17 protein-coding genes and 3 pseudogenes are annotated in these 25,438 nt (G+C 42.8%); 19 read left to right on the forward strand and 1 reads right to left on the reverse strand.

Annotated features, from left to right (window positions below):
* Nucleotides 1-109: 109 nt before the first annotated feature.
* The 15 genes and pseudogenes from DW059_RS10740 to DW059_RS17640 all read left to right on the forward strand — a co-directional run.
* Nucleotides 110-679 (forward strand): annotated as a pseudogene (locus DW059_RS10740) (response regulator transcription factor); the annotation flags it as partial.
* A gap of 15 nt (nt 680-694) precedes the next feature.
* On the forward strand, nt 695-1,537 hold the full coding sequence (locus tag DW059_RS10745; protein WP_117698775.1) for a hypothetical protein: 843 nt from the start codon (nt 695-697) through the stop codon (nt 1,535-1,537).
* A gap of 23 nt (nt 1,538-1,560) precedes the next feature.
* Nucleotides 1,561-3,078 carry a sensor histidine kinase gene (locus tag DW059_RS10750; RefSeq protein ID WP_147326045.1) on the forward strand — a complete coding sequence of 506 codons (1,518 nt, stop codon included), beginning with the start codon at nt 1,561-1,563 and terminating at the stop codon, nt 3,076-3,078.
* Nucleotides 3,079-3,254: 176 nt separating this feature from the next.
* A complete protein-coding gene (locus DW059_RS10755; protein ID WP_117698777.1) occupies nt 3,255-5,540 on the forward strand; it encodes a hydratase in 2,286 nt (761 codons plus the stop codon).
* Between the two features lie 25 nt (nt 5,541-5,565).
* Nucleotides 5,566-6,900, forward strand: coding sequence for an AI-2E family transporter (locus DW059_RS10760; RefSeq protein WP_117698778.1), 1,335 nt, complete (start codon nt 5,566-5,568; stop codon nt 6,898-6,900).
* A 345-nt stretch (nt 6,901-7,245) separates the two neighbouring features.
* Nucleotides 7,246-9,669 (forward strand): tetratricopeptide repeat protein, encoded by a 2,424-nt coding sequence (locus DW059_RS10765; RefSeq protein WP_117698779.1) that lies wholly within the window; start codon nt 7,246-7,248, stop codon nt 9,667-9,669.
* Between the two features lie 27 nt (nt 9,670-9,696).
* The gene (glgB, locus tag DW059_RS10770; protein ID WP_117698780.1) at nt 9,697-11,604 is read left to right on the forward strand and encodes a 1,4-alpha-glucan branching protein GlgB; all 1,908 of its coding nucleotides are present in this window, start codon (nt 9,697-9,699) and stop codon (nt 11,602-11,604) included.
* Nucleotides 11,605-11,856: 252 nt separating this feature from the next.
* A complete protein-coding gene (locus tag DW059_RS10775) occupies nt 11,857-13,746 on the forward strand; it encodes an oxidoreductase (protein ID WP_199534337.1) in 1,890 nt (629 codons plus the stop codon).
* Between the two features lie 38 nt (nt 13,747-13,784).
* Nucleotides 13,785-15,164 carry a PTS transporter subunit EIIC gene (locus tag DW059_RS10780; RefSeq protein ID WP_117698781.1) on the forward strand — a complete coding sequence of 460 codons (1,380 nt, stop codon included), beginning with the start codon at nt 13,785-13,787 and terminating at the stop codon, nt 15,162-15,164.
* Nucleotides 15,165-15,299: 135 nt separating this feature from the next.
* Nucleotides 15,300-16,157 carry a MurR/RpiR family transcriptional regulator gene (locus DW059_RS10785; RefSeq protein ID WP_147326046.1) on the forward strand — a complete coding sequence of 286 codons (858 nt, stop codon included), beginning with the start codon at nt 15,300-15,302 and terminating at the stop codon, nt 16,155-16,157.
* 88 nt (nt 16,158-16,245) lie between these two features.
* Nucleotides 16,246-16,746, forward strand: a complete 501-nt coding sequence (locus DW059_RS10790; RefSeq protein ID WP_117698783.1) for a PTS sugar transporter subunit IIA — start codon at nt 16,246-16,248, stop codon at nt 16,744-16,746.
* A gap of 203 nt (nt 16,747-16,949) precedes the next feature.
* Nucleotides 16,950-19,886 (forward strand): DUF6240 domain-containing protein, encoded by a 2,937-nt coding sequence (locus DW059_RS10795; protein WP_117698784.1) that lies wholly within the window; start codon nt 16,950-16,952, stop codon nt 19,884-19,886.
* Complete coding sequence (locus tag DW059_RS15930; protein WP_158552111.1) at nt 19,883-20,050, forward strand: hypothetical protein; 168 nt, start codon at nt 19,883-19,885, stop codon at nt 20,048-20,050. The genes DW059_RS10795 and DW059_RS15930 overlap by 4 nt, the downstream gene beginning before the upstream one ends.
* 81 nt (nt 20,051-20,131) lie before the next feature.
* Complete coding sequence (locus DW059_RS10800) at nt 20,132-21,520, forward strand: flagellin N-terminal helical domain-containing protein (protein ID WP_117698785.1); 1,389 nt, start codon at nt 20,132-20,134, stop codon at nt 21,518-21,520.
* 15 nt (nt 21,521-21,535) lie between these two features.
* Nucleotides 21,536-21,871, forward strand: a pseudogene (locus DW059_RS17640) (flagellar export chaperone FliS); the annotation flags it as partial.
* Nucleotides 21,872-22,082: 211 nt separating this feature from the next.
* On the opposite strand, the pseudogene DW059_RS17645 reads toward DW059_RS17640, so the two are convergent.
* Nucleotides 22,083-22,241, reverse strand: a pseudogene (locus DW059_RS17645) (DUF2508 domain-containing protein); the annotation flags it as partial.
* Nucleotides 22,242-22,382: 141 nt separating this feature from the next.
* Here DW059_RS17645 and DW059_RS10810 point away from each other — a divergent pair.
* The 4 genes from DW059_RS10810 to DW059_RS10825 all read left to right on the forward strand — a co-directional run bounded on the left by DW059_RS10810 (nt 22,383) and on the right by DW059_RS10825 (nt 25,217).
* Complete coding sequence (locus tag DW059_RS10810) at nt 22,383-22,655, forward strand: pro-sigmaK processing inhibitor BofA family protein (RefSeq protein WP_117698791.1); 273 nt, start codon at nt 22,383-22,385, stop codon at nt 22,653-22,655.
* A gap of 55 nt (nt 22,656-22,710) precedes the next feature.
* On the forward strand, nt 22,711-23,256 hold the full coding sequence (locus DW059_RS10815; RefSeq protein ID WP_158552112.1) for an A24 family peptidase: 546 nt from the start codon (nt 22,711-22,713) through the stop codon (nt 23,254-23,256).
* A complete protein-coding gene (locus DW059_RS10820; protein WP_117698787.1) occupies nt 23,256-24,257 on the forward strand; it encodes a hypothetical protein in 1,002 nt (333 codons plus the stop codon). The genes DW059_RS10815 and DW059_RS10820 overlap by 1 nt, the downstream gene beginning before the upstream one ends.
* A gap of 78 nt (nt 24,258-24,335) precedes the next feature.
* The gene (locus DW059_RS10825; protein ID WP_117698788.1) at nt 24,336-25,217 is read left to right on the forward strand and encodes a CpaF family protein; all 882 of its coding nucleotides are present in this window, start codon (nt 24,336-24,338) and stop codon (nt 25,215-25,217) included.
* The last annotated feature ends 221 nt before the right edge of the window (nt 25,218-25,438 follow it).

Below are 25,438 nucleotides of genomic sequence, written 5' to 3' on the forward strand. Positions count from 1 at the left end.
CAGAAGGAACTTTTACAATAACACTGATGTATGAAAGAGTAAATATCTACTGTGCAGGACTAAATTCTACCGCCCTGTAGGGCAGTGGAATTTAAAATTTCATTTTAGGAAGAAAAATGAGGTGCATCTTCTGATTATTGATGTCATGATGCCGAAACTGGATGGTATCCGGGCAACTTTAAAGATTCGGGAAGAAAGCAGCATTCCAATTATTATTTTATCAGCAAAATCCGAGGATTCCGATAAAATCTTGGGACTTAACATTGGTGCAGATGATTATGTGACCAAGCCATTTAACCCGCTGGAGCTGGTAGCAAGAGTAAAATCCCAGCTTCGTCGTTATACCCAGCTTGGCAATGTCAGCGAAAGCAATGAGACGGTATATCAGGTTGGCGGTCTTATGATTAATGATGATTTGAAAGAAGTCACCGTGGATGGTGAATTAGTGAAGCTTACTCCGATTGAATATAATATTCTTCTGCTTCTGGTAAAGAATCAGGGTAAAGTATTTTCTATTGAACAAATTTATGAAAATATCTGGAATGAAGATGCAATTGGTGCAGATAACACCGTTGCTGTTCATATCCGTCATATCCGTGAAAAGATTGAAATTAATCCGAAGGAGCCAAGATACTTAAAAGTAGTCTGGGGCGTTGGATATAAAGTTGAGAAGAATTAACGAAGGAAAACAAATATGAAGAACAGACATTATGGAAATGCGTGGAAAAATACCATTATTCTCCTGCAGTTACTGTTTTCTGTCCTGCTGCTGATGTCCGTCTTTATGGTAGCGGCATTAAACGGAAAGCACATGATAGACATGGATAATCTGACGAATCAGAGCTATGTGGATTCCAGTTACTACAGCTATGTCTATGAGCAGAAGGTAACGGAACTGACTAATTTCTTAATGACCCGGAAAAATTTTGAGACCAACGGGGAATACGATTCGGAGAAACCGGTCAATGTTATCAAATACGCAAGAAGCGGCATTATCCGTAACGACGCAGAAGAAAGCTATACCATGACACTGGTGCGGAATGGTGCCTCGGCATACTGGATGTATGATGACAGCAGTATCTCCAACGCAGAAGAATATGACGGGGAAAATGACAAGGCACAGTTTGAAAATTATACCTTAAGTGATCTGGTGGCATGGTCGAAGGAAGGCTATGTACAGTATTCCGATAAAATCGAGGAAAAATATCTGCCACAGAGCGGTATTTCCATTGCCCAGGGCATACAGGAGGGCAGGCTTACGGAAGAGGAAGGCCAGGAGCTGTATCAGGCACTGGCAAAGACCTTGGATCGTATCGGCCAGGAAGAAACTGCCTACCGGAAAGCACTGAATGAATTTGATGATTCTGAGACGAATTTATCTTATGTCTTTATTGAAAATGAGCAGGTTATCTACACAAATATGTTAGAGGATACGGAAGAAGATATTACCTCTTATGTATTCGGAGACAAAGCACATAACCTTTTGGATTACGGAAAAGAAAAGGGAGCTATCTCTACTGTAATGATAAGGATTTGAAATTCCGCAGCAATGTAAAAGGAATGGAAGATTATTATTACAAATACATCGACGGAACCATGTCCGGCATTGGAAATAATGCAGTCTTTCTGGTAGCGGTAGATACCACATTTCCAAATGAAGATGGCTTTACAAAAGCAAAATCAGAATTTATGACCCTGCATCCGTGGGGTATGATTTCTATTGTTACCATTGTGGTAAGCCTTTTAGGCTGGATTGTAACACTGGTTTATCTTACCCTTGCAGCAGGACGCAATAATAAGGATGATAAGATTCATTTAAACTGGATTGACCATATTAAGACGGAATTTTTCTTTTTGATATTTATTGTATTTTCTGTGCTGATATTGGTTTTAAGCTTTTCTGCGGCATCCTATGAGTGGGATATTCCGGGAATGCTTGTGGTAGTAGGAGTGATTTCCTTTATCTATGACGGCGTGTTCCAGATTTTCTATACCAGTGTTATCCGGCGGATGAAAGCCGGCGTGTTCTGGGAATACAGCTTTACCAACTGGGTATATGTCAGCACTTTGCGAGTACTTGGAACATGGAAAGCATCGGTGCGTGTTATTGTTACCTTTGTATTTAATGCGTTGTTATTTTTGTTTTTGGCGTATCAGTTCTTTACAAGAAGACATTTGTTAGGTGGAATTCTTCTGGCACTGCAGATTATCATTATCGGGATAATGTATTTAAGGGATGTGGTACAGAAACAGGAAATCATGAAAGGCATCCGGCAGATTACCGAAGGAGATTTGTCTTATAAGACTCCGCTGGAACATCTGCACAGCGACAGCAGAAAGCTGGCAGAGGCAGTAAACAGCATTGGAGACAGCCTGCATCTTGTGGTGGAAGAGAATACCAAAAACGAGCGTATGAAGGCAGACTTAATCACCAATGTATCCCATGATATCAAGACACCGCTGACTTCTATTTTGAATTATGTAAACCTTATGAAAATGGAGAAGCCGGAAAGTGAGCGGATGCAGAATTATCTGAATGTACTGGAAGAAAAATCCCAGCGGTTAAGGCAGCTTACAGAAGATCTGGTAGAGGCATCGCGAATCAGCTCCGGAAATATTACACTTCAGATGACAAGAATTAATTTTGTGGAACTGATTTACCAGACTGCAGGTGAATTTAATGAGAAATTCGAAGCCAAGGATTTGACCACGATTACAAAGCTGCCGAAGGAATCCGTTGTCATTATGGCAGACGGCAGACGAATCTGGCGTGTGGTAGAGAACCTTTATAACAATGTGGCAAAATATGCCATGGCACATACCAGAGTCTATGTGACCATGGAGACATCGGAGCAGAAGGTAATCTTCTCTATTAAAAATATTTCCGAGCAGCCACTGCATGGAAGTGCGGCAGAGCTGACGGAGCGTTTCGCAAGAGGAGACGAATCCAGAACCACGGAAGGAAGCGGACTGGGACTTTCCATTGCCCAGAATCTTACCACGATTATGGGCGGAACCTTTGAAGTAACTCTGGACGGTGATTTATTCTCTGTTACCATTACCTTTCCACTGGCATAATAAGGATCCTTGCAAACCGTGGGGAATCCTTGAAAAGGGTTGATTTTTAACAGACGTTTCTTTATAATAACGAATTAGAAAAAGAGTATCGGCGGTGGCTTTTTCCCCGCCGATTTCTTCCTATATAGGAAGAGGTATAAAATAGTAATCAGTTCAGAAAACAGGAGGAAACATTCATGAAGTTACATGAGACAGGGGCATATCTCGTAAACGGATGTACCGTAGTAGAAGACAATAGCGAAGCATCCGCAGCTATTGAATCCATGACAGGCACTGCGGTAAGCAAAGAAGAAGCAGCAAAAAATACCATTGCATACGGTATTTTAAAGGACCACAACACATCTGGCAGCATGGAGAAGCTGAAAATCAAATTTGATAAGCTGACTTCCCATGACATTACATATGTTGGAATTATCCAGACAGCCAGAGCATCCGGACTGGAAAAGTTTCCAATTCCTTATGTACTGACCAACTGTCATAACAGCCTTTGTGCAGTCGGTGGAACCATCAACGAAGATGACCACATGTTTGGACTGACCTGTGCAAAGAAATACGGCGGAATCTATGTACCACCTCATCAGGCAGTTATTCACCAGTTTGCCCGTGAAATGCTTGCAGGCGGCGGAAAAATGATTCTTGGTTCTGATTCCCATACCCGTTACGGAGCACTGGGAACCATGGCAATGGGTGAAGGTGGACCGGAGCTTGTAAAACAGCTTTTAGAGCAGACTTATGATATCAATATGCCGGGCGTTGTAGCCGTATATTTAACCGGAGAACCGGTAAAAGGCGTTGGACCGCAGGATATCGCACTGGCAATCATCGGTGAAGTATTTGCCAATGGCTATGTAAAGAATAAAGTAATGGAATTCGTAGGACCTGGTGTTGCAAACTTAAGCGTAGATTACCGTATCGGCGTAGACGTAATGACCACAGAGACTACCTGTCTTTCCTCTATCTGGGCAACCGATGAGAAAGTGAAAGAATTCTATGACATTCACGGAAGAGTAGAAGAATACAAAGAATTAAATCCGGGACAGGTTGCTTACTATGATGGCATGATTGAAATTGACTTAAGCACCATTCGTCCAATGATTGCAATGCCATTCCACCCAAGCAATACCTATACCATTGAAGAACTGAATGCAAACCTTATGGACATCTTGGATGACTGCGAGAAGAAAGCACAGGTAAGCTTCAATGGAGCAGTAGATTTAAATCTTAAGGATAAAGTCCGCAATGGAAAACTATATGTAGATCAGGGAATCATCGCAGGCTGTGCCGGTGGTGGATTTGAAAATATCTGTGATGCAGCAGACATCTTAGCGGGAAGCAGCATCGGACCGGATGAATTTACCTTAAGCGTATATCCGGCAAGTACCCCGATTTACATGGAACTGGTGAAAAACGGAGCTGTAGCAAAATTAATGGAGACAGGAGCAATCGTTAAGACTGCATTCTGCGGACCATGTTTCGGAGCAGGAGATACACCTGCTAACAATGCATTCTCCATCCGGCATTCTACCAGAAACTTCCCGAACCGTGAAGGCTCCAAGGTACAGAACGGCCAGATTGCATCCGTAGCATTGATGGATGCCCGTTCTATTGCAGCAACCGCAGCAAACAAGGGATATTTAACCGCAGCAACTGATGTGGATGTAAACTTCAGCAAGCCAAAATATTTCTTTGATAAGACCATATATGAGAACCGTGTCTTTGACAGCCATGGTGTAGCAGATCCATCCGTAGAAATCCAGATGGGACCAAACATTAAAGACTGGCCGAAGATGGTAGCATTAACCGATAACCTCATCTTAAAAGTAGTATCCGAGATTCATGATCCGGTAACTACAACCGATGAGCTGATTCCTTCCGGAGAGACATCTTCTTATCGTTCTAATCCGCTGGGACTGGCAGAGTTCACACTTTCCAGAAAAGACCCTGCATACGTTGGACGTGCCAAAGAAGTACAGAAGGCAGAAGCAGCAAGAGAAGCAGGCGAAGAACCATACGCAGTGCTGCCGGAATTAAAGGCAGCTGTAGATGCAATCCGTACACAGTTCCCGGATATCAATGAAGAGAATACCGGAATCGGAAGTACCATTTTTGCAGTAAAACCAGGCGACGGTTCTGCCCGTGAGCAGGCAGCATCCTGCCAGAAAGTATTAGGCGGCTGGGCAAACATTGCCAACGAATATGCAACCAAGCGTTATCGTTCCAACCTGATTAACTGGGGTATGCTTCCATTTATTATCAAAGAAGGAGAACTGCCATTTGCCAACGGAGACTATCTCTTTGTACCGGAAATCCGCAAAGCAGTAGAAGAAAAAGCTCCGGAAGTAAAAGCATATGCTGTAAAAGACGGACAGTTAGCTGAGTTCTCATTAACCTTGGGTGACCTTACAGACGAAGAGAGAGAGATTATCCGTAAAGGATGCCTCATTAACTATAACCGGAAATAATATCCGGAAAAAGAAGGAGAACGGAATGGAAGAAGATAAGAAAAGGAGCGGGAAAACAGAACATGGGATGCGCTGGTACATCAGTCTTGCAGTGCTGATATTTGTACTGTTCTGCTGCTGCACAATGTTTTTCTTTATGATATACCGGTACAATGGTGTCTCAAAGGGCTGGGACACTATAATGAAGGTATTGCAGCCGATTACCTTCGGACTTGTGATTGCATACCTTATCAATCCGATTATGAAATCCTTTGAAAAGCATTTGCTGCATTTCTTAGAACCAAGAGTGCAGAAAGAGAAGAAGTGCAGGAAGATTGCAAGGAGTATCGCAACCGGTGGAGCCGTAGTTGTCTTTGTATTAATTGTAATCCTGTTATTTGCCATGATGATTCCGCAGTTAATCAGCAGTATTTCCGGAATGGTAAATTCCCTGCCAAAGCAGGTGGATTCATTTATTGACTGGTTCAATGGACTGACAAATTCAGATAATGAAATCATACAGTCCTTAGAAACGAACATGATGGATATGGTAACGTACCTTGAAAACTGGGTAAAGGAGTCTTTCCTGCCAAACATCCAGACCTACATTACATCTATTACCAGTGGTGTAATCAATATGGTTAAGGTGCTGATGAATGCAGTCATCGGACTTATCGTATCCGTTTATGTGCTGATGACGAAGGAGAAATTTATCGGTCAGTCCAAAAAGATTGTATATGCCATTTTCAAACCGGTGCGGGGCAATGTAATTATTGACACATTCCGGAAGAGTAATGAAATATTCGGTGGATTTATTTCCGGTAAATTATTGGATTCCGCCATTATCGGTGTATTATGTTATATCTGTCTTCTGATTATGAAGATGCCATATACCCTGCTGGTTTCCGTATTCGTGGGATTGACCAACATTATTCCGTTTTTTGGCCCTTTTATCGGAGCAATACCGAGCGTTATTATCATCGCACTGGCAGATCCGATTAAGGGAATCTATTTCCTGATATTTATATTTATTTTGCAGCAGGTAGATGGAAATATTATCGGACCGAAGATTTTAGGAGATTCCACCGGACTGAATTCCTTCTGGGTGGTATTTGCCATCATGGTAGGCGGCGGACTCTTTGGAATCGGTGGAATGATTCTTGGTGTTCCGACCTTCGCAGTCATCTATTATATTATTGATAAGACCGTGGATTACTGTCTGCGGAAGCGAAAGCTGCCGGAGGATACGGACGAATATATCCGCCTGGAAAAAGTCGATGAAAAGACCAATGAAATCGTACTTTTGAAGGAGCCGGTAGAGGAAGCCTCTGAGAAAAAGGAACTTCATATTCCATCCTTAAAGAAAAAAGAGAAAAAGTAAATTCTGGTAAAGAAATAAGTAATCCGGAGAATGATAGCAGATAAAATGTTATGATTCTTCGGATTTTTTACTTTACAGGAAATTGTTTTCCTGTAAAGTAAAAAACGCTCCGCGAGGATGCGCACTGCGGCGTATAAGGTAGATGTCGCAAGCGACCGCCGCAGGTGCGAGAATGTGCCAAGGCACATTCTTTGTTAAACATGAAAAAGTCCGTCGTGCCGGTTCGATTATTTTTGACAGAAGGCACCCCTTATGGTACACTTAAAACAATAATTGGGGTCAGTATACCCTGACGAAAAAAGATGAATTTAAGTTTACTTGAAATAGATATTGAGGTGACATATTTTGGATAAATATGAATACAAATTAAAACTAGATGAAATAAAAAATCTGATGGCGAAGAAGCAGTATACAGAAGCTGCTGAAATTGCTGACAGTATCAACTGGCGAAAGGTCCGTAATGTCAACGCACTGATGAAAGCCGGAGATATTTATGCACAGATTGGTCGTTATGATGAAGCAAAAGAGATTCTCCTGATGGCATATGACCGTTCTCCGATCGGACGAATGATTATCTATAAGCTGGCAGAGATTGCCATCAAAACGAAGGAATTTGATGAAGCACAGGAATATTATGATGAGTTTGTAGAGATTGCACCCCATGATAATTTGAAATATATTCTCCGCTATGAGATGAATAAAGCAAAGGGTGCAGGTCTGGATGTCTTAATTCAGATTCTCGAAGAATTAAAGGAACAGGAATATACCGAGAAATGGGCATTTGAACTGGCATATTTATATCATCAGGCAGGACGCAGCGAAGAATGTATCAATGCCTGTGATGAACTGATTCTCTGGTTTGGCGATGGTCCATATGTAGAGAAAGCACTGGAATTAAAGATGCTTTATCAGCCATTAAATCGGGCACAGGAGGACAAGTACCGCCAGTTTAAACAGCGGAAGGACGGAATCGTGGAAGTGCGGCCGGAGGATTATCTGGAATCCGGTGAGATTATCAAGGAGCCGGTACAGATTAAACCGGTAACCACCAATGCAGAGAAATTTAATACGGTAAACCTGCAGGAAGAATTAGCCCGCAGCATGCAGCAGATTATGAATGCCACAGAGAAAGAAGAAGTGGCAGATACCATGCAGGGCATCAAGAAAATTGTAGAAGAGATTCCTTATTTACAGCTCCCACAGGATGAAGAAGCACAGAAAGAGCGTTTTGCGGATATCCCAACCGATGAAGAAATCGATGGCTCCCTGAAAATTAATTTCCAGGAGATGTTAGGCGAAGATTATGATGGTCAGATGCGTATGGTAGTTCCGGAGAAGAGTGCATTAGAAGCACAGATTACCGGACAGATGAGCATACAGGATATTTTAGAGGAGTGGGAGAAGACCAAGCGTGCCGCAGAGAAAGCATTACAGGAAGCGGAGCAGCAGAAGTTAGAATCTGCCAAGGCAAAGGCATTAGCAGAAGCCGGAGATATCATGGAGCGTCTTGCAGATGTAATTCCACAGCTGGATGCAGGACTTACCTCCAAAGAATTATTAGAAAAAGAATACTTAGGCAAGCTGCCGGAGGAAGAAGCCGGACAACTTGTTGCCAATATGAATGATATTTTGCAGCAGCAGATTGATTCTATCAGCCAGGCAAATGCGAAAATCGATGAATTCTTAGCGGCCGGTGTATCGGGACAGAACGGAGAGCCGGCTGCAGGTGCAGCAGATGCGATGGAAATTCCGGAAGGAGAAGGTATTGCAGTTGCCGATGAAGAAGAGCCGGCTGGCACAGAAGAAATGACAGAACTTTCGCCGGAAGAAGAACTCCCAGAGATTGCACTGCCGGACGATATAGCAGAAGAAGTGGCAGCAACAGAATCAGAAGAAGTCTTACCGAAGATACAGTTAGAACCGGAAGCTGAGACAGAGGATGCAATGCCGGAGGAGAAACTTCCGGAGATTGCAGAGCCGGATTTAGATGAGGATAACATCGGAGAGAGAAAACCGATTACCCATCTTTCCAAGGAACAGAAAGCTATCTTTACTTATTTTGTTCCGGTATCCGGAATGGAGCCGCAGATTTGTCAGGCAATGGAAGGATCCATTGAACATTTAGAAAAGGGAATCAAAGGTGGCAACATCCTGATTCAGGGAGCAAGAGGAAGCGGTAAGACCGTACTTGCCACCGCACTGGTGAAGGCAATCCAGAATGAAATCGGAAAGCCGGGCAAGCGTGTCGGAAAGATAGATGCCGTTTCATTAAATCAGAAAAATATCCCGGAGCTTTTAAAGAAAGTTGCCGGTGGATGTCTTATTATAGAAAAAATCGGAGGAATCAGCCGGGAAACAGCCGTGAAATTATCACTGGCATTAGAAGCAGATGATACCGGAATTCTTGTAATCGCAGAAGATACAAGAGAGGGAATCACCAAAGCAATGGGAAGAGATGAGTCCTTTGCCAGACGATTTACCGAGAAGATTACGCTTCCGATATTTACCAGTGACGAGCTGGTATCCTTTGCAAAATCGTATGCCCACGAACTGACCTATGAAATAGATGAGATGGCGGTTCTTGCTCTATACAACAGAATTAGTAACATTCAACGCTTAGACAGAGCGACCACGCTGACCGAGGTGAAAGAAATCGTGGACGAAGCAATTGCCAATTCCGAGAAATTCAGCATTAAGAAAGTATTTTTTTCAAAGAAATACAAGGATGATGATTATGTCATTCTCCATGAAAAGGATTTCGAAGAATAGGAAAGAAAGAAACGAGGTGTAGTATAAATGGGGAACTTCACAGAACTGGACATGTATTTATTTGGCCAGGCAACACACTATGATATTTACAAGAAACTGGGAGCTCATCCGGCAGAGATAAGGAAGAAAAAGGGGATTCTTTTCGATGTCTGGGCACCACATGCTGCAGAAGTCTATGTCATTGGAACTTTTAATGACTGGAATGAGACAGCAAATCCGATGCGGCGGTTAGAACCGGCGGGAATAGGAATTTTTGAAGCATTTATTCCAAAGGCAGAGCTGGGAGACTTATACAAATATCTGATTATCACACCAGATGGCCGGAAATTGTATAAAGCAGATCCATATGCCAACTATGCAGAGGTACGTCCTGGAACAGCATCCCGTATTGCAGACATTGAGCATTTCAAATGGACTGACGATAAGTGGATGGACAAACGGAAACAGACAGAAGATGTGTATGCAGAGCCAATGGCGATTTACGAGGTACATCTGGGTTCCTGGATGCGCCATCCGGGAAGAGAGGATGATGGATATTATTCCTATCGTGAAATGGCAGAGGCACTGACGAAGTATGTTAAAGGCATGGGATATTCCCATGTAGAATTAATGGGAATTTCCGAATACCCATACGATGGTTCCTGGGGTTATCAGGTAACCGGCTACTATGCACCGACTTCACGGTATGGAACGCCGGAGGATTTTGCTTATCTGGTAAACTACCTGCATAAGCATGGCATCGGCGTTATCTTAGACTGGGTACCGGCACATTTCCCGAAGGATGCCCACGGACTGGCTGACTTTGATGGCTGCCCGTTATATGAATATGCCGACCCGCGGATGGGCGAGCATCCGGAGTGGGGAACCAAGATTTTCAATTATGGAAAATCAGAAGTAAAGAACTTCTTAATTGGAAGTGCCTTAATGTGGATTGAACATTATCACATTGATGGACTCCGTGTAGATGCGGTGGCATCCATGTTATATCTTGACTATGGCAAGAAGGACGGACAGTGGATTGCCAATAAATATGGCGAGAACAAGAACTTAGAAGCCATCGAATTCTTCCGCCATATCAATACCTTAATCACCGGAAGAAATCATGGTACTGTCATGATTGCAGAGGAATCTACTGCATGGCCGATGGTAACCGGACCGGCAGACAAGGGTGGATTGAATTTCACATACAAATGGAATATGGGATGGATGCATGATTTCTTAGATTATATGTCCTTAGACCCATATTTCCGTAAAAATAATCATCACAAGATGACTTTCGCCATGAGTTATAACAACTCTGAAAAATACATTCTGGTGCTGTCTCATGATGAAGTGGTGCATCTGAAGAAATCCATGTGGGAGAAGATGCCGGGTGATGAGGAAGACAAGTTCCGCAATTTAAAGAGTGCATACTCCTTTATGATGGGACATCCGGGCAAGAAGCTCCTCTTTATGGGACAGGATTTCGGACAGCTTCGTGAGTGGAGCGAAGAGCGTGAATTAGACTGGTATCTTATGGAAGAACCACGTCACAGACAGTTAAATGAATACTTCCGTGAACTGCTTCATATTTACCGGAAATATCCGGCAATGTATGAGCAGGACAGTGACTGGAACGGATTTGAATGGATTAATGCAAATGATGCAGACCGAAGCATCTACAGCTTCGTCCGCAAGAGCAAGAATGGCAAGAACTCTCTTCTCTTTGTCTGCAACATGACACCGGTAGCCAGAGATGATTACCGTGTAGGTGTACCAAAGAAAGGTACTTACCATCTGCTGTTAAACAGCAATGAAGTCCGTTTCGGCGGTACAGAAGCAGATAAGAGCAGACCGGCAAGCTACAAGGCAGTGAAGTCGGAATGCGATGGCAAAGCGTATTCCATTTCCTATCCATTGCCGCCATTTGGTGTCGCAGTGTTCCGGGTAATGTAGAGGACAGAAAATCACAAGACAAAGCAGCACGTTAACCAGATTGGTTAACGTGCTTTTTGCTTTACAGGAAATTACTTTCCTGTAAAGCAAAAAGTGAAGCCCAAAATTATAAAAAGATAATAAATTTCATAAATAAATGATGAAAAAATACAGATTGTGAAAAATATTTTCCAGTTGTTTTCAGTGGCTTGTTTCTGCGGTTTAAGTGCCTTAAGATGAAGGTAAATAAAATACAGCAGAAAGGAGAAGAACGTGTATAATCATTTATTTCAGCCAATTTCTATTAATGGAATGATATTAAAAAATAGAATTGTGGCAACACCGACAGGTGATGATTTTGAAGAAAAAGCATTGGGCGGTGCAGCACTTGTAATTGCGGGACATGCAATAGTAGAACCGGGACGTTCCAGTTTTGCAAGTCCGGAAGAACCGTATCCATTTGCCAAGTATGAAAGAGAAGACACCAGAAAGAAAGTGCTGAAGATTCACAAAGGCGGAGCGAAAGCTTCTATCGAAATCTTTCATGCCGGACAGGATGCAAGAACGGTGGATTATGCGAAAGGACCGTCTGGATTTATCCGCCCGGATGGAGTGGAAGTAAAGGAAATGGATGAAGCGTTGATGGAAGAAACGTTGCAGTGGTATGCCGAGACCGCAGCAAGTGCAAGAAAAATTGGTTTCGATTCCATTTTTCTTCACTTCGGACATGGCTGGCTTCCAGCACAGTTTCTTTCCCCACATTACAATCACCGGACAGATTCCTACGGCGGAAGCATCGAAAACCGCAGCCGTTTTCCACTTCGGATATTAGAAACCGTCCGGAAAGCAGTTGGAAAAGATTATCCGATTGATATGCGTGTCAGTGCTTATGAATGGATTGAAGATTCCATAAGCTTTGAGGATGTGATGTACTTCCTGAAGCAGGCAGAGCAGTATGTGGATACCGTTCAGATTTCATCTGGAATTGATAAAGTGTTTGAAGCAAATGTGCATTGCATCACAACCAATCTGGAAGAAGAAATGCCGAATCTCAAATGGGCAAAAATTGCAAAGCAGGAGCTTAAGATTCCGGTTTCTGTGGTCAGCGCCGTTATGACGCCGGAAATGGCAGATGAAATTATTGCAAAGGGTTACGTGGATATGGTGGCATTTGGAAGAACACTTCTGGCAGACCCGAACTGGCCGAAGAAAGCACTGGAGGGGCATCCGGAAGACATTGTTCCGTGTCTCAGATGCTCCAACTGTTATCACATTTCCACAGACCACTGGAATGTAGGCTGCTCCGTAAATCCAAGATATCATAATGAGGAATTTGTTCCATCGGGACTGGATTTGCCGGAAGCAAAAGAGAAAAAGCATGTGGTAATCGTTGGCGGAGGACCGGCAGGCATGAAAGCTGCCATGACAGCATATGACCGGGGACATCAGGTTACATTACTGGAAAAGGAAAGTGAACTGGGCGGCATGCTTCGTTTCATTGAAAAGGAAGCACACAAGGAAGAAATTAAGCGGCTGTTAAATTACTATCGGACTCAGATGGCAAAAAGAAAGATAGAGGTTCGTCTGAACACAGAAGCAACACCGGAGTCTATAAAAGAGCTTCAGCCGGATTCATTGATAGTTGCCCTTGGTGCCGTAGAGAGGATTCTTCCGATTCCGGGAATTGATAATCCCAAGGTACAGCTTGCAACAAAAGCGATTATGCATCCGGAACAGCTAGGACAGGAGATAGTAATCCTCGGTGGAGGAAGTATTGGATGCGAGATAGGATTAGAGCTTGCCGAGCAGGGAAAGAATGTTTCCATTCTGGAACTGACCGATACACTGGCAGCAAATGCCAACTCTTTATACCGGGAAGCATTACGTCAGAAGTTTTTGCAGTATGAGAATCTTCACAGCTTGTTAAAATGCGGTTGCAGCAGAATCGAAGAGGATGTTGTTGTTTATAAGGATGAAAAGGGAGAAGAGAAGAGTATTTCCTATGACAACCTGATTCTTTCTACCGGACTTTCGGCACAGAAAAAGCTTGTAGAAGCATTTTACGGAATTTGTAAAGATACCATAGCAATTGGGGACTGTATCAGTCCATCGAACATTATGAATGCAAATTTTGAAGGGTTTGCAGCAGGATTAAATATATAAGAAAAATGTGAATTACACAAAAGAAAGGGGTAATACGAATGAAAGACTACTCAGAATTAATTCAGGCGGTTATCGCCGGCGTGGGTGGCACAGATAATATTGAAAGTTGTATTCACTGTGCAACAAGACTCCGTTTTACATTAAAGGATGGAGCAAAATTTGATCAGGCCTCCTTAAAGAAAGTAAAAGGTGTACTGGGAACCTTAATCGGCTCCGGATATTATCAGGTATTAATCGGACCAAATGTAGGTGATGTTTATGCACAGCTTGCAGAAGTTCCGGCACTGAAATCCAAATTAAAAGCAGAAAATCCAGCAGAAGCTGTGGATGACGGGAAGAAGAAAGTCGGACTTTTAGACAGATTTACAAAAATGATGTCCGATGTATATGCACCGTATATTCCGATTCTGGCAACCGGTGGTATCGCATCCGGATTAATTGGATTACTGGCAAACCTTGGCGTAGTAGACAGCACAGGTCTTACTTACCAGACCTTTTATTCTATTTTTTATTCGCTGATTTATTTCTTCCCGATTCTGTTGGCATTTACAGCAGGAAAGCATTTTAAATGTAATCCATATGTAGCCGTAACACTGGGTGCATCCATTATGTATCCTGGCGTAGCAGACCTTCTGGTAACCGGTGAGAAAGCTTCCTTATTGGGAATTAACTTTACCACATATAATTTCAGCGGTTCCTTTATCCCGATTTTACTGGCAATATTCTGCATGAGTTATTTTGAAAAATGGCTGAAAAAGATTTTGCCACAGGTAGTGCAGTTTATCCTTGTTCCATTCTTATGTTTGATTGTATTTGTTCCACTTAGCATTCTTGTATTTGGACCACTGGGCGGACTTGTTGCAAACGGAATTAATGCTGTATACGGTGTAGTAAGCGCAAGCAAGATTCTTGTAGGCATTGTATTTGGTGGATTATTCTCCTTGGTAATCCTTCTTGGTATGCACTGGGCAGTTACTCCGATTCTCCTTGGAATTATGGCAGAGCAGGGCTTTGAGCCGGCACTGGCAGCAGGTGGAATGGGTAACTACGCAGCACTTGGAATCTGCCTTGCAGTGGCAGTATTTGCAAAAAATGCAGGAGACAAGACAACTGCAGGTTCAGCAGCATTTACCAATGCACTTTGCGGTATTACAGAGCCTGGACTTTACGGTATCATTTTAAGAAGCAAATGGTTGCTTGGAACAATGATTGTTTCCGGTGCAGCAGCAGGATTAGTTCTTGGAATCGGCGGTGTTGCAGCAACAAACTTCTCCTTTTCAGGACTGCTTGCTTTCAGTGGCTGGTTTGGATGTGTCAATTTCCCAATGTACTGCGTAGGAATTATCGTATCCATTGTTTTGGGATTCGGAATTACAGCATTCCTGCTTAAGAGCGGTAAAGTAAAAGAATATGACTAGAATATAATTGATGCGGGGAACCCGCAAAGCATATTCCTGGTAATTTACAATATCTTCCCTTTTTTTCCGGTGGATTCTCTGCTAAAATAAATGTAAAATTATTTGGCAAAGGCTGCCGGAAGAAAGGGAAATGCTATGATTATAGAAAAACTGATGAAGCAGGCAGACTTTACAGATGTTGAAAAAAGTATTGCGGCTTATTTGATGAAAAATGGGTTTGATGTAAAGAATATGTCCATTCAGTCCTTGGCACGTGCGACTTTTTCGTCGCCGTCTACTATTACAAGATTTTGTAGAAAGCTGGGACTGGATGGATATAAAAAATTTCAGATTCTGTTTTATTCAGAATATGAAGCATTTGCAAATCAGGGCGTAGTAGATGCAAACTATCCTTTTTCAGGGAATGACTCTTTTGAACAGATAGCAAGGAAACTTGCAAAATTAAATAAGGAGACTATAAGAAAAACAGTGTCTGGATTTGATTATAACCAGCTGCACCGCATTGTACAGCGGATGAGCAGAGCTGATATGATTAATGTTTTCAGTGTGGGTACATCTGCTACCGTAGCACTGGAATTTCAACAGAAAATGCTGCGTTTTGGTAAAATAGTAAACTTGACGATGAGTTCCTGTTTCCTGCCGGGCTATGCGCTGACAGCAACGGAGCACACCATCAATCTTGCAATTTCCCAGTCCGGCGAAAACCGGGATGTGGTAGAAAGCTTAAAGCTTTTGAAAAAGAATAAACGATACTGCGTAGGAATTACGGCAACTCCGGACAGCTCCGTGGCGAAAATGTGTCAGGAAGTCATTCTGGTGGACATCCAGGAGCAGGGCTCTTATGAAGAGAAAATAGATACGTTTGCGGTATATAGCGCATTCCATTTTATATTGGATTGCATGTTTTCATTTTTGTATCAGCTTGATTATGAAAGCAATGAAAAGGAGACAAAGGAAAAGGCGTATTTCATAAAAGAAAGCAAAGAGCAGTAGAAAGACAAGGATGTTGTCTATAGTTATGTAAACCAACCAGGCTTGGCAGCATAGAAGTGAAAAAAGAAAAGAAAGGCGGGAAATAGAGATGTTTTCCATTTTTAAAAATAAAGAAAATTCTGCAGAAGAGAACCAGACACCGGTTCTGAAAGCATATCTGTCGGGAAAAGTAATTCCGATTGAAGAAGTAAAGGATGAGGTATTTTCCTCAAAGGCGTTAGGTGATGGACTGGCAATTGAGCCGGAAGGAAATATTGTTACCGCTCCGTGTGCCGCAACAGTATCTTTATTAATGGATGATTCGAAACATGCGGTTGGAATGACGCTTTCCAACGGTGCAGAGATTCTGATTCATGAAGGAATCGATACCGTAAATATGCAGGGAGAAGGTTTCAAGTATTTTGTAAAACAGGGACAAAAGGTAAAAGCAGGAGACAAGCTTTTGCAATTTGATCCGGAAAAAATTAAGGCACACGGATACGAAAAAACCTGTATTCTTGTATTTACCAATGGCGATGAATATCCGGATATGAAGATTCATACTGGAATGGATGCGGTACAGAAAGAGACCGTAATCGTGGAATTCTAAGCTGGATAAAAGACACAGAGGCAGAATAAAAAATATAGAAAGATACCGGAACTCTGGAGGTTACTTGAAATATAAAGTAATCACCGGAGTTCTTTTCATTTTTGCCAAGGGCATTTCCGGATAATCCTTAAGTTTTCCGCGGAATCATCCGACATAATAAATTAGTAAGACATATGGACAGACCGTGAAAATGGAGGAATTTCATGCGGATAGAACAGAATCAGAAAATGGATGCCAATGTAGTGGTGACAGGAAACGCCAGACAGGACAATGTGGCAGCTGCGAAGAAGGATGCATCCATCGTAAGAATAGAAAAAGACAGAAAGGCAGACCGTCTGTTAGAGCAGCCGACTTATGGAAAGCCGGAAAAAGAGGGAAATGCCTTAGAGAAGATTAAGGAGCAGGCATCCAATCTGGACGCAACCCAGATGAAAAATGAGATGCTTTTTGCATCAGACCATACTACGGGAAAAGATGTAAAAGCAATGGAAGAGGATGGATTTTCCCTGACGGATACGGAGATTCCAACGGTAGTAACCGAGACCGATAAGATGAAGATGCGTCTGGCAAAGTCAGGAGAAGACATCAGCTATTTCGGGGACGGACTCAGTGATGCCCAGATTGAAGCGATGGCAGGAAGCACTGCAATGGCACAGCATATAGAATCAGCCCTGAATACCGTAAATATCCCGGTGACAGAGAATAATGTAAAAGATATTACAGAGACTGCCAATATGATGGAAGAACTTCATACACCGGATGAAGGAAGCATGAAATATATGCTGGATAATGAACTGCCGGTTACCACTGCCAATTTGTACAAAGCAGAATTTTCCGGAAGTGCAACCTATGCCGGAATCCAGCAGATGACAGACCTTGATTATGATGCGTTAAAGCAGCAGATAGAAGCCGTAATATCCGAAAGCGGCATGGATGTCAATGAGCAGAATATGGCAGATGGCAGATGGCTCATTGAAAATGGTATTCCACTGACTGCAGAGAATTTGGAAAAGTTATCCACTTTACAGCAGTTACAGCTTCCACTTGGCGAAGAAGAAATCATAACGGTATCGGCAGAGGCAATTTCCGATGGAATCCGTCCGCAGGATGTCGTACTTTCCGGAAATGATTTCAAGGATCAGGCACAGGATGCATTGGACGTCATTACCAATGTAACGGATGAGGAACTTGCCTATGTGGTAAATTCCGGAGAACCGCTTACTATTGAGAATCTGAAAAAAGCTGCGGATGAGATAAAGAACAAGGACACAAAAGTTTCAGCGGCAGCGGATAAAACAGCTTATACGAAAAGCGGCTTAGACCTTCTGACTGCAAGAAGACAGTTAGAGGAAACCAGACTGAAAATGACCAGTGAAGCGAACCTTTCTTTACTGAAAAAAGGAATTTCCATTGATACCATGGAATTGTCCCAGCTGGTGGAAGAACTGAAAACACAGGAAAATGAATATTATAGCAGACTCCTTTCCGGGGATGGCATTGTACCAAAGGAAGCGGATGTGGCATTGTTCCGGAATGTCATGGACACATCTGAAGCATTAAAAGCGATGCCGGCATATGCTCTTGGAATCCATCCGGTAGATGAAACAACATTGCAGAGTCTCTATGAAGATGGAGCTGCCTTAAAGGATACCTTTGAAAAGGCAGGAGAACGATATGAGACTATGATGACCGCACCTCGTCAGGACATGGGAGATTCCATTTCCAAGGCATTCCGCAATGTGGATGATATTTTAAAGGATTTAGACCTGGAAACAAGCTATGGAAATCAGCGTGCCGTCAGAATCTTAGCTTATAACCAGATGGAGCTGACACCGGAAAATATTGCGGAAATGAAAGCTGCGGATGAAGAAGTGCAGCGGGCATTTGACCATTTAAAACCGGCAGTTGTTCGTACCATGATAAAAGAAGGCATGAATCCACTGGATATGAGCTTTGAAGAGATAAATACCGTATCTGAGCAGATTCAGGAAGAACAGGGCATTACCGAAGAGGAAAAATTCAGTAAATACCTTTATAAATTAGAGCAGAATAAGGAAATCAGCGAAGAAGAACGAAGTGCTTATATCGGTGTATACCGGCTGATCCGTCAGGTAGAAAAGACAGACGGCGCAGCAATCGGAGCCTTGCTGCAGCAGGGCGGAGATATTACATTGCGTGGACTTCTGACCCAGGTTCGTTCCGCAAAGCATAGTGCCATGGATTATCAGGTAGATGATGATTTTGGAGGCGTACAGACCAAAGAAGGAGCCGGCATTTCCATTACGGAACAGATTGAGGGAGCGTACCAGAAGAATAGGCTTTCTGATGTGAAAGACGGACTGGTACCGGAGAAGATTGCACCATTTATGGAAGATGAAAAATGGCTTTCCATGACACCGGAAGAACTTGCAGATGCCATGAAAGAAGTGGAGCAGGAAGAAGAAACAGAGGCAGCTTACCGGAAGGAACAGGTACAGGAGCTGTCCCGGGCAGCAGCGGCACCACAGGAAGTCTATGAGTGGTTAGAACAGCTTGATATGCCGGCAACCGTCAACCGGGTGCTTGCAGCGGCAGATTATATGAATAACCGGAATCAGGTATTTAACCGTCTGTTTAAGATGGCAGACCGGAGCGAAAATCTGTCAGAGGAACTGGAAAATATCAAAGAAAAAATATTTTCTGATTTTGCAGAGGCAGTTAAGACACCGAAGGAAATGGCAGAGGCTCAGCGGAAGCTGGCAGATACCGCAGAGAATGTCATGAAGACCATGATGATGTCGGAGGATAATCTTACAAGCCTTGATTTGCAGGAACTGAAAATGATGCATACCCAGATTGCATTGGGAAGTGCGGCAGCAAAGAAAGAAGAATATGCAGTTCCGGTGCTGGTACAGGGCGAGACCTGTAACGTTTCACTTAAGATTGTCCGTGGTGAAGAAAAGAAAGGTCTGGTGGATATTGTTTTTGAGACAGACCGGTTGGGAAGAGTGGCAGCGCAGCTCGTGCCGGCAAGGAAAAGATTTCCGGTTATATTGCAGCAGAATCCAAAGAGACAACGGCATTATTTGAAAGCTATGCGAAAGAGTGGGAAAATCTTTTTGCACAGGAGCCGGGACAGGAAGTCAGCATCAGCTATATGACCGGAGAAATAAAGAAAGACGGAATCCGTCACAACACAGAAGCTTTTTCTAAAAATCCAGACAAGCCGGAAGAAAAAAATCCTTCGGATATGGAAATCCAGACAAAGACGCTTTATGGAATGGCAGAAAGTTTCCTAAAAGCGGTTAAGTCCTTAGAAAGGTAGTCCGATATACAATACATAAGACATGGAACGTCGATAGACCGCAAGGATGCGGGCATGAATGGAAGAAAGGAATCAGGATAAATGAAAGTAAACCATAACATGTCAGCTGTAATTACAAATAAACAGTTATTGCGTACAGAAAATAAAGTAACCGAGGCAATGGAGCGTCTGTCCTCCGGATTAAAGATTAATCATTCCAAAGATAATCCGGCAGGTATGGCAATTTCCAATAAATTAAATTTACAGATTGAAGGACTTGACCAGGCATCCCAGAATGCGTCTGATGGTATTTCCGTATTACAGACAACCGATGGAGCCTTAAATGAAGTGACTTCCCTGATACAGAGAATGCGTGAGCTTTCTGTACAGGCAGCCAGTGATTCCAATACACCGGATGATAAGAAAGCAATTCAGCAGGAAGTAGAAGAATTAAAGAAAGAAATTAACCGTGTCAGCAAGGATACCGAGTTCAATACCAAATCCTTACTGGATGGCAGCATCCAGCGAAGAGTATATGGAACCAACGCTACAAGAATGGCAGTATCCAGTAATGTAACCGCAGCAGATTATACCGTAACCATCAATCAGGCAGCTGAGACTGCAAAGAAGGATGCAGATACCGTTGCATTTAATGATATGACAGCAACAATCGGTGTGTCCGGTAAAATGAAAATTAACAGTTCATCCGTAGAAATAGAAGCAACCGATACCTACGAGCAGGTCTTTGAGAAAATCAGAACAGCCGGTGAGTTAGGCGAGACTACCGTAAAAGCAGATGGCGGTAAGCTTTCCTTTGAATCCACTGCATATGGCGAGACAGGCAAAGTAGAAATCACAATCAGCGATGCTGCGTTGGCAGCACAGCTTGGATTTAATTCCATGACACCGGCAGTATCTTACGGAACCAATGCTGAGGTAGATATTCATGCTGCAGGAAGCGGATTTTCAACCACTGCAACTGCAGCAGTCGATGGCAATAAAGTAACCATTACAGACCGTGATGGATTTGAAATGTCCTTTCTTACCAAGAGCGGACTTGCCGCGGGAAGCACTGTTAAATTAGAAGTGACCGATATTGGAACCATGGATCTTCAGGTAGGAGCCAATGAAAACCAGACCATTAAAGTAGATATTCCGGAGATTGATACCGAGACCTTATATCTGGATGATTTGGATGTAACAACCGTAACCGGAGCAGACCGGGCAATCGTTGCATTAGATAATGCACTGGCAAGAGTATCTTCTGTACGTTCTGCCATCGGAGCCTGTGAGAACCGTCTGGATTCTACTGTAGGAAGTCTTGATGAGACCAGCGAGGATATGACATCTGCACTTTCCCGTATTTCAGATGTAGATATGGCAGAGGAAATGACCAATTATACACAGCAGAATGTATTGTCCCAGGCAGCAATTTCCGTATTGTCTCAGGCAAATGACATTCCACAGCAGGTATTACAGTTACTTCAGTAATCAAAGGAGACTGTCATGGATAGTAGAACGAAGCAGGACTTTACCAGAAGGATTACCCAGAGTAACCGCAGTGAACTGGTAGTGGTTTTATATGATATCTGCTTTTCTTATCTTGATGAAGCAGAAAAAAATCTGAAGGAAAAAGATTTTGATGTATACAAAGAAGCCGTCCGGAAAGCTGATGCAGTGATTGGAGAACTTCAGGCGGCATTGAATTTTCAATATGAACTTTCCCCACAGCTTTATCCGCTTTATTCCTATTGCAGAAGAGAGCTGATGCGCAGTATGTATCAGCAGAGCGGTGACGGCATTGCCCATGCAAAAAGAGTTCTGAGCGGTTTGTATCAGGCCTTCTGCGAGGTCGCAAAGCAGGATACCTCAGAACCCTTAATGCACAATACCCAGCAGGTATATGCGGGTATGACGTATGGAAAAGAACAATTAAATGAAAATTTTCAGGAGTCAGATACTTCCAGAGGATCTTCGCGTAAGAATCCTCTGTTTTTTGTTTTAAGCGGCGTAGCAGAAATTTATATTTCAGCTGCATGGCATTTACTTCATAAATATAGGCATCAATCAGATCCGGTTCTACAACATTCTGAAAATTCGCATATGCGAAGTCTAAGTCATTCTTTGTCCGGTTTAAATCATCTAAAAGTAAGCGGTAGCCGGCATCCGGCGCAGGTGTGTTTTTTACAATTCCAAACAATACGATCCCCACTTTCTTTATGGAAAATAAATCCTCTTTTTACTAAGTATAATCAGAAAAATCCAATCTATACAAAAAAAGGAATATTTTTTTTGCAGAAAAATATGTTAATGGTAAGGAAATGGATACTTGAAAAGGATTTTAAGCAGTGTAATGAGTAAAGAAACAGGAATTATGGTGATTATAGGCATTTGTCTGCTGGTTTTGTTTATCGGAATCTTAAAACAGAGGGCAGACCTTGTCTTAAATTTTGTTGTCCGGATGGCAGCAGGAGCGGTGGCAATTGTCTTTTGCAACCAGCTGCTTTCGAAGAATGGCATAGACGTTATGGTGGGACTGAATCCATGGAGCCTTACAACGGTGGGACTGCTGGGAGCAGGAGGATTTACCCTGCTTTATGGAATTATGGCATATCGTCTGATGTAATATTTGTGGAATGTGACGAAAGAAAAAACTTTCCCAATTCGACATGTACAAGGTCATGGGGACATCGTATAATGCGATTACAGCGAAGGGGGAAGGAATTATAACAATACTAGTGATAATTATGCTTGGACTGGCAGTTTGCTTTGACTTATGGAAGTCAAAAATACCGAACTGGCTGACGGGCATGGGGGTGATGACAGGATATGCAGCACATATCCGGGGAGAAGGAGAAAAGGGAATTATACTGGTAACAGTAATGATGTTAATTCCCGTGATTCTATTCTATTTATTATTCTTGATGCATGCAATGGGAGCCGGAGACATTAAGCTTTTTATGGCACTCTCCTGCATGACAGATTATTCTATTGTGCTTCACACAATTATTTTTTCCTTATGTTTGGCAGCAGTATACGGATTGTTCCGGCTGATAAGGCAGGGAACATTAATACAGCGTATATTGTATTTTAGAACTTATATGCAGAGCAGTCTGGTGAGAAAACAGTGGGTGCCTTATCGGGAGCAGTCCGGTATGGATGATTCCTGCATGCATCTGGCACCGGCGGTACTGGGCGGCTATTTACTGACATTGGGGGTGGTGTAATGAATCAGATATCAATTGCAATCTGCGATGCGGACAGTGCCTATGGAAATAAACTGGCAGAATATCTGCTGGAGACAGGAAATGTGGCAAAGGCGGAAGTATATACAGACTGGAACAGTGTGGAGGCAGATTTAAATGGAGAAAAAAGAGATATCTGGCTGATTAATTCAGGAATATTAAAAGAAGCGGAAAGCCTTCCTTTAAAGGAAGAAATGGTATGTCTAGCAGAAGAGCGGCTGGGAGCAAGAGAGGCAGCACTGCCACATATTTATAAGTATCAGTCTGCCAATGTCATCCTGCAGGAAATGTATGCATTACTGGCGGAGCATCCAACGGAAATCTGTCTGCGGGGAAGCAGGAAGGGTCATACCATAGGACTGCTGTCACCCTGGTATGACGGGCTGTCTTTATTGGCAGGACTGGCTGTGGCACAGGTTTTGGCAGAGAAGGGAAAGGTTTTATACATTAATACCAGAGGATATTGCGGCATGAAGCTGCCGGAAATGGAAGAAAGCCATAATTTATCCGATGTTCTGCTATCCCTCCGGCTTGGAAGTACCAATGGGGGTGCCAGTGTGATGAGCGGAATTACTACTGTGGGTGAACTTGGCATTATGGTTCCGGTAGAACAGGCAGTTTTATTGGGTGAAGTAAAAGCACAGGATTATCACAGGCTTTTAGAAATTATATGGCAGGAATTGTCCTTTGATTATGTGATATTAGAGATACAGCCGGAGCTTGCTGATACGGGAAGAATTATCGAAGAGTGTGACAGGGTGTATGCATTTTTAAAGCAGGAATATGGAATGGATACGGTAGAGCAACAGCTTATGTCACAGGAAGTAAAAGGAAAGATTCAGATTATAAAGATTCCGGAACGATTGCAGACAGGTGAAAGATATGAAAATTCCGGTAATCCGGTTGCAGCAGCAGGCTATTTCAAAGAGTGGATAGCACAGGAAATAGAAAGAGAAGAAGACAATGAAAAAGAAATGCCTTAGGAAAGAAGTAGATAAGGAAATGGATAAGAAAGTACATAAGTAAATGCGTAAGAAGATGTATGGGGGAAAGGCATTCAGATGGAGACAAAGGAGAATTTAAAGGAACGCTTGAAGCATCAGGTAATGGAACGGATGGACATTTCAAGAACCATGGAAGATGAAGAAATCTTAGAACTGGTGCAAAAGACTTTGGAAGAAGACAGCCATAGAATGCCTATGAGTATTTCCATGCGGCAGAATCTGATTCGGGAAATCTTTCATTCCCTGCGGAGGCTGGATATTTTGCAGGAGCTTATTGAGGATGCTGACATTACGGAAATTATGGTAAATGGGACCAAAGGAATCTTTTATGAAAAGGCAGGGAGGCTTTATCAGTGGGATAAACACTTTACATCAGAAGAAAAGCTTCAGGATGTCATACAGCAGATTGCAGGAGGCAGTAACCGTATGGTAAATGAATTACATCCTATTGTAGATACCAGACTGCCGGATGGCTCCCGGGTAAATATTGTCTTAAAACCTATTGCCATAGATGGAACAGCGTTGTCCATCCGCCGTTTTCCCAAAGAGCCTGTCCGGATGCAGACACTGATAGAATGGGGGTCTATTTCAAGGGAAGTGGCAGATTTTTTAAAGCATCTGGTATGTGCCGGTTATAATATTTTTGTGTCAGGAGGAACAGGAAGCGGCAAAACAACATTTCTAAATGCCCTGTCGGAATTTATTCCAAAAGAAGAACGTGTGGTTACCATTGAGGACTCAGCGGAGCTGCAGTTGCTTGGGCTGCCCAATCTGGTGCGTCTGGAGAGCCGGGATATCAAGCTTCCGGGGGCAGAGGAGATTACCATCCGGGATTTGATAAAAAGCGCACTTCGTATGCGGCCAAACCGGATTATCGTCGGGGAATGCCGTGGGGCAGAAGCACTGGATGTCCTGCAGGCAATTATATGTACTATATAACAATTATATATATAACGTATATAAGGATGGAAAATATAGATTAGAGGGAAGGCATAGGAACGATATGAACATTAAGTATAGGTTATTGTGTAAAAGGTTAATAGAGGAAAGGAAGAGAGTAGGTGTCATTCAATATTATAATGTACTGTTCATAATGGAGTTATTGTCAGATAAAGACATATGGTTTTTAGAACAGTGGGTGAACGGTATAAATAACATAT

This window comes from Roseburia sp. AF42-8, from assembly GCF_003435965.1.
GTDB lineage: Bacteria > Bacillota > Clostridia > Lachnospirales > Lachnospiraceae > Roseburia_C > Roseburia_C amylophila.

Excerpts from the sequence above, each read along its gene's own strand:
- DW059_RS10810 (WP_117698791.1), top strand. The coding sequence starts at position 22,383 with ATGAGTAAAGAAACAGGAATTATGGTGATTATAGGCATTTGTCTGCTG.
- DW059_RS10815 (WP_158552112.1), top strand. The coding sequence starts at position 22,711 with ATGGGGACATCGTATAATGCGATTACAGCGAAGGGGGAAGGAATTATA.
- DW059_RS10800 (WP_117698785.1), top strand. The coding sequence starts at position 20,132 with ATGAAAGTAAACCATAACATGTCAGCTGTAATTACAAATAAACAGTTA.
- DW059_RS10825 (WP_117698788.1), top strand. The coding sequence starts at position 24,336 with ATGGAGACAAAGGAGAATTTAAAGGAACGCTTGAAGCATCAGGTAATG.
- DW059_RS10780 (WP_117698781.1), top strand. The coding sequence starts at position 13,785 with ATGAAAGACTACTCAGAATTAATTCAGGCGGTTATCGCCGGCGTGGGT.
- DW059_RS10750 (WP_147326045.1), top strand. The coding sequence starts at position 1,561 with ATGGAAGATTATTATTACAAATACATCGACGGAACCATGTCCGGCATT.
- DW059_RS15930 (WP_158552111.1), top strand. The coding sequence starts at position 19,883 with ATGACCGGAGAAATAAAGAAAGACGGAATCCGTCACAACACAGAAGCT.
- DW059_RS10745 (WP_117698775.1), top strand. The coding sequence starts at position 695 with ATGAAGAACAGACATTATGGAAATGCGTGGAAAAATACCATTATTCTC.
- DW059_RS10760 (WP_117698778.1), top strand. The coding sequence starts at position 5,566 with ATGGAAGAAGATAAGAAAAGGAGCGGGAAAACAGAACATGGGATGCGC.
- DW059_RS10785 (WP_147326046.1), top strand. The coding sequence starts at position 15,300 with ATGATTATAGAAAAACTGATGAAGCAGGCAGACTTTACAGATGTTGAA.
- DW059_RS10795 (WP_117698784.1), top strand. The coding sequence starts at position 16,950 with ATGCGGATAGAACAGAATCAGAAAATGGATGCCAATGTAGTGGTGACA.
- DW059_RS10820 (WP_117698787.1), top strand. The coding sequence starts at position 23,256 with ATGAATCAGATATCAATTGCAATCTGCGATGCGGACAGTGCCTATGGA.
- DW059_RS10755 (WP_117698777.1), top strand. The coding sequence starts at position 3,255 with ATGAAGTTACATGAGACAGGGGCATATCTCGTAAACGGATGTACCGTA.
- DW059_RS10790 (WP_117698783.1), top strand. The coding sequence starts at position 16,246 with ATGTTTTCCATTTTTAAAAATAAAGAAAATTCTGCAGAAGAGAACCAG.
- glgB (WP_117698780.1), top strand. The coding sequence starts at position 9,697 with ATGGGGAACTTCACAGAACTGGACATGTATTTATTTGGCCAGGCAACA.